The sequence below is a fragment of the Hyphomonas sp. BRH_c22 genome (assembly GCF_000961795.1).
GTDB lineage: Bacteria > Pseudomonadota > Alphaproteobacteria > Caulobacterales > Hyphomonadaceae > Hyphomonas.
Map to the genome: position 1 here is coordinate 1 of NZ_LADU01000041.1, position 5,596 is coordinate 5,596.

Consider the following 5,596-nt stretch of genomic DNA (forward strand, 5'->3'; position numbering starts at 1 on the left):
CAACCCACCAGTCGGGTACATTCCGGGGACAGACCAAGCTTGCCAAGTTCGGCAACGCGCGCCTGCGCCGGTCTCTCTGGATGGCCGCCAATGTCGCCATTCGTCAGAGGGAAAACAGTTTCCGGGACAAGTACGCGCGCTACATCGCTAAGGATCCGACAAATCCGGATCTGAAGCGTAAAGCGCTCACAGCCGTTACCGCCAAGATGGCCCGCGTGGTTCACGCCGTCATCAAAAGTGGAACCCCCTACCGTCCCTTCTTCCAAGGGGCGGAGCCGAGAGGAAGAACCCCTGTCTGAAGGGCCGTTGAGGCACGTGAAAACGCGACCTCGTAGATAATGTTCGGGTCTTCCGCTCGGATCGGCATCCCGTGTTAAGGACGGTGAGGACCAGCGAAATATGCTCGTGTGGATCCTGTGTTTGCTATGGCCGAGAGCTCTTCCAATAGAAGCGGAAGTCCCTCGGCAATTGACAAATCAAGCCGCGGAGACATTCTGCGGATAGAAGGCTTTTTGCCTGCTGGTCTGATCGCGCTCCGTACGTAGGACGTTGTCGGCAAACAATGCCTTCGGAGCGCCGCGTAAATAGACCAGCCGGTTTAAGACCCTTGCCACATCCTCGCCCCTCAGGCGCGATCCGACTTCGATGGCAAGACATTCACGGGAGTAGATATCGATCACTGTCAGCAAGCGGATCTTTGCGCTGCATGACAGCTGATCGTGCACGAAGTCCAGGCTCCATGCCTCGTTCAGTCCTGAGGGCTGACAGCGCGCTTCCCGATGAACCGCCATCTTCCGCCTGCGGGGCCGCTTTGCCCGCATACACAGGTGAGAACGCCGGTGCAATAATCCACCACACGAACGGCGATATAGTATCGCTTTGGCCGGAGCAAAACTCCGCCACTGATAGGCTCCCGGTTTTGTTCGGGGGATAAGGTGAAGAGTGTGGATTTGTATGGTCGTGTTCGTCGTTCAGTTCTGGTTGATGGGATGAGCCGACGGGAGGCAGCGCGTTTTTTTGGGATCGACCGGCGAACGGTCGACAAGATGCTGACCTTTTCGGTTCCGCCTGGATATCGGCGCAGTCAGCCGGTCCGGCGCCCGAAGCTTGATCCGTTTGTCGGTGTGATTGATGCGATCCTTGAGGCGGACAAGACTGTTCCGCGCAAGCAGAAGCACACATCGAAGCGGGTGTTCGAGCGGTTACGTGACGAACATGGGTTTTCTGGCGGCATCACGATTGTGAAGGACTATATCTTCGCGGCAAAGCAACGCCAGCGGGAGATGTTTGTGCCGCTGGTGCATCCGCCCGGGCATGCTCAGGCGGACTTTGGTGAAGCGCTCGCCGTCATCGGCGGAGTTGAACGCAAGATCCATTTTCTGGTGATGGAGCTCGCCCATTCGGATGCCTGCTTCCTGAAGGCGTATCCGGCAGAGACCACAGAAGCGTTCTGCGATGCGCATGTGTCGGCGTTTGATTTCTTCGGCGGCGTGCCGGTCTCGATTCTTTACGACAACACACGGATCGCGGTTGCCCGCATTCTGGGCGACGGGACACGCAAGCGCACGCGGGTGTTCTCGGAACTGGTCTCCCATTATTTGTTTACTGATCGCTTTGGCCGCCCCGGCAAAGGGAACGACAAGGGCAAGGTCGAAGGGATGGTGGGATACACCCGCCGCAACTTCATGGTGCCGAGACCCCGGTTCATCAGCTTTGATGATCTCAACACCCATCTGGCAGACCAGTGCCGCAAGCGGATGGGAGACAGGCTACGCGGCCACAAGGATACGACTGGGGAACGGTTCTTGGCGGATGCAGCACAGCTGCGGCCTTTGCCTGCAGTGCCCTATGACGCCTGTGACAAACAATCGGTGCGGGTCAGCTCCCTGTCCCTGGTCCGCTATCGCGGTAATGATTACTCTGTTCCGACAGCCTATGGCCACCAACAGGTCCTGGAACGTGGTTATGTACATGACGTGGTGATCGCCAGCGGGACGCAGGTGATCGCGCGCCATCCAAGATCGTGGGAGAAGGAAGACTATATCTTCGACCCATTGCACTATCTGGCATTGATCGAGCAGAAAACAAACGCACTTGATCAGGCCGCACCGTTGGCTGACTGGGACCTGCCGGACGCGTTCACCACTCTGCGACGTTTGCTTGAGGCCCGCATGGGCAAAGCTGGCAAGCGCGAGTTCGTCCAGATTCTACGCCTGCTGGAGACCTTCCTGGTGGCGGATGTCGAAGCCGGGATCGACAGCGCTCTGGAGCGCGGCACCATTGGCTTTGATGCCGTCAAGCACCTGGTCCTTTGCCGGATCGAACGCAGGCCGCCGAGGCTGGACATGTCGGTGTATCCGTATCTGCCAAAAGCGCATGTCGCAGCCACATCGGCTGGCGATTACCTGGCGCTGCTGACGGCCGGCAGGTCATGACCGATACACCGCAATTATTGCTCGGCCATCATCTGAAGTCGCTGCGGCTGCCGACCTTCCTGCGCGAGTATGACCGACAAGCCAAACAGTGCTCCAGCGAAGGCGTTGACCACACGCGCTATCTGTTGCGGCTGGCCGAGCTCGAACTGATCGACCGGGAACGGCGCATGGTGGAGCGACGGATAAAGGCTGCGAAGTTCCCGACCACCAAGAGCCTCGACAGCTTTGGTAATCATCCCCGAAATTAAGGGACTTGAAAACTGGACTTCTCCGGCTTTGATAAAGCACGGAGACGACAATGAAGAAATCGAGATTTACCGACGCACAGATCCTCGCAATCCTGAAGCAGGGCGAAGGCGGTGTGCCCGTTGCGGACCTCTGCCGCGAGCATGGGATTAGCAACGCGACCTATTACAACTGGCGAGCCAAGTACGGCGGGATGGATGCAGCGATGCTGTCCGAGATGAAATCCATGGCCGAGGAAAACCGGCGGCTAAAGAAGATGTATGCCGAAATGGCGATGCAGAATGAGCTCTTGAAGGATGCCCTTGGAAAAAAGTAGCAAGGCCGTCTCAGCGACGCGAGATGGCCAAAGAGGCTGTTTGGACCTGTCCCGGTTTGATTCCGACCTTGATAGACGATTATCTACATTCAAGGAGACAGGACGATGGGACATGTACACACAGAAGAGTTTAAGCGTGAGGCGGTTCGGCTGGCGAAGACCAGCGTCCTGACGCGCAAGCAGGTTGCAGCAGATTTGGGGATCGGGCTTTCGACGCTGGGTAAGTGGATTTCGGCTTATCGGCCAGAGGCGCCAGCGGACCTGCCATCGGCGGATATGCTGAAGGAGGTTGAACAGCTTCGCCGGGAGAACCGCATTCTGAAGGAGGAGCGGGACATCCTAAAAAAAGCGACGGCGTTCTTCGCAAGCCAGAAGTGAAGCGTTTCGCTTTCATTGAGACTTGGAGGAACGCCTGGCCGATTGAGCAGATGTGCCGTGTGTTGAAGGTGACGTCGCGGGGATACCGGGCCTGGCGATCCCGGCAGATGAGCAAACGTCAGCGCAGAGATCTTGTGATCCTGGCGCATATCCGTGAGCAGCACGGTCTTGCACTGGGCAGTTATGGCCGTCCGCGCATGACCGAAGAGCTGTAAGAGCTTGGTTTGGATGTCGGCCATCGGCGTGTCGGTCGATTGATGCGGGAAAACGCCATTTCTGTTGTCCGTACGCGCAAGTACAAGGCAACGACCGATAGCAATCACCGGTTCAATATCTCACCAAACCTGCTGGACCGGGATTTCACCGCGAGTGGCCCCAACCGGAAATGGGCGGGTGATATCTCCTATATCTGGACCCGCGAGGGATGGCTCTATCTGGCCGTGATCATTGATCTGTATTCCAGGCGCGTCGTCGGCTGGGCGGTCAGCAATCGTATGAAGAAGGACCTTGCGATCCGCGCACTCGACATGGCGATCAATCTGCGTCAGCCACCACCGGGCTGTATTCACCACACCGATCGCGGCAGCCAATATTGCAGTCATGACTATCAGAAAAGCCTGCGCGATCAGGGCTTTCAGGTGTCGATGAGCGGCAAAGGAAATTGTTAGGATAATGCGGCCGTTGAGACCTTCTTCAAATCTCTGAAAGCCGAACTGATCTGGCGGCAAACATGGACGACAAGGACAGAAACCGAGGCCGCGCTCTTCCAATATATCAACGCCTTCTACAACCCGCGCCGTCGGCACTCAGCCCTCGGATGGAAAAGCCCCTTGGCATTTGAAAGAAAGGCCGCTTAACTGAGACTCAAGGTCGGAACGAAAGCGTGACAGGTCCAGTCTGGATTTCTCCAATTCCGGCATTCACTATTCAGCTCCAGATCGGCAGATTAGAGCCAATAGCAGCGAGTCGTGGAGGTCTGATCGAATGACGGCGACGCTCCATTCGAGCCTTTCAGAGCATCCGTTTTTTAAGTCATCTTCTCCGGAATTGGCATAGTGCTTTATTGAAGCCGCGGCTCATGACGCGCACGACCAGACCCTATCGAGCCTTGCAAGACCCCTCAATCCGTTCCGACCGTTTGCGACTTTCCCAACTATCAGAAATTAGCGCGAAATCAGAGGATTGGACCTGTCAGCAACGACAGGAGCCACTCCCCCGATGTCCGCACCCGCCCGAACGCTTGAGACCGACCAACGACGCGTATCCATGCTGCGGTCTGCCTGCGAAGGCGCGGTGCGGGCAGCGCTGGACGCTGATGACGTCATCGAAATCCTCGCCAACCCTGATGGCTCGATCTGGATTGAACGGGCGGGGCGAGGGGTCGAGGTCAGTCCCGACAGGATTTCAGTCACCGCGCGCGAACGGATCATCCGCCTTGTCGCGAGCAGCATAGGCGAGGCCTGTGATCGGTCCGCCCCGATCGTCTCTGCCGAACTCCCCGGCAGCGGCGAGCGGTTTGAAGGGCTTCTCCCACCTGTCTCGACCGCGCCATGCTTTTCGATCCGCAAGCCCGCGACGACGCCTTTTTCAATTGGCGACTATGTCACCCAGGGCGCGCTGGCTCCGGCGCTGGCACAGGCGCTCAAGGACGCGATTGCGACGCATGCGAACATCCTGATCGCGGGCGGCACGTCCTCCGGCAAGACGACCTTCACGAATGCCTTGCTGCCAGAAGCCTCACTCCACGACGACCGCATCGTCATCCTCGAAGACACGCGCGAGCTGCGCTGCGCCGCGCCCAATGTGGTTCAACTCAGAACCCATCGCGGCGCCGCGAGCCTGCGGGACCTCGTCCGCTCCACGCTGCGCCTGCGGCCTGACCGGATCATTGTCGGCGAGGTGCGCGGGGCCGAAGCGCTTGACCTCCTTAAGGCCTGGAACACGGGCCATCCCGGCGGGATCACAACGCTTCACGCGAACTCCGCCCATGGCGGGCTGGCCCGGCTTGAACAGCTGACGCTCGAAGCGACACCGCGCGCGCCCTTCGATCTGATCGCAGAGGCCATCGATGTCGTCGTGTTCATGAGCCGCGCGGGCGGCCAGCGGCGCGTCGAGGAGGCGCTCCGCGTCACCGGCTTTGACGGCGAGGGGTATCAGACCGCCCCGCTTGTCTCCCGTTCCCTGTCCCTCGTCCAACATGGAGAAACCCAATGACGCTCTA

General features: G+C 58.6%; 3 protein-coding genes and 4 pseudogenes. 6 read left to right on the forward strand and 1 reads right to left on the reverse strand.

Features of this window, described 5'->3' with window-relative positions:
* Positions 1–299 (forward strand): transposase (locus VR74_RS05670; RefSeq protein WP_045695129.1); only part of this gene is annotated, 299 nt, incomplete at its 5' end.
* 249 nt (positions 300–548) lie between these two features.
* On the opposite strand, the pseudogene VR74_RS05675 reads toward VR74_RS05670, so the two are convergent.
* Positions 549–827: pseudogene (locus VR74_RS05675) on the reverse strand (DDE-type integrase/transposase/recombinase); the annotation flags it as partial.
* A 108-nt stretch (positions 828–935) separates the two neighbouring features.
* Here VR74_RS05675 and istA point away from each other — a divergent pair.
* From istA to trbB, 5 genes and pseudogenes are all read left to right on the forward strand, one after another.
* Positions 936–2,435 carry an IS21 family transposase gene (istA, locus tag VR74_RS05680; RefSeq protein WP_156950519.1) on the forward strand — a complete coding sequence of 500 codons (1,500 nt, stop codon included), beginning with the start codon at positions 936–938 and terminating at the stop codon, positions 2,433–2,435.
* Positions 2,432–2,662, forward strand: a pseudogene (locus VR74_RS05685) (ATP-binding protein); the annotation flags it as partial. The gene istA and the pseudogene VR74_RS05685, both read left to right, overlap by 4 nt.
* Positions 2,663–2,733: 71 nt before the next feature.
* Positions 2,734–3,038, forward strand: a pseudogene (locus tag VR74_RS05690) (transposase); the annotation flags it as partial.
* A 64-nt stretch (positions 3,039–3,102) separates the two neighbouring features.
* Positions 3,103–4,232: pseudogene (locus VR74_RS05700) on the forward strand (IS3 family transposase).
* A gap of 361 nt (positions 4,233–4,593) precedes the next feature.
* Positions 4,594–5,589: a P-type conjugative transfer ATPase TrbB gene (gene trbB, locus VR74_RS05705; protein ID WP_035540777.1), complete on the forward strand. Its 996-nt coding sequence runs from the start codon at positions 4,594–4,596 to the stop codon at positions 5,587–5,589.
* The last annotated feature ends 7 nt before the right edge of the window (positions 5,590–5,596 follow it).

Excerpts from the sequence above, each read along its gene's own strand:
- trbB (WP_035540777.1), top strand. The coding sequence starts at position 4,594 with ATGTCCGCACCCGCCCGAACGCTTGAGACCGACCAACGACGCGTATCC.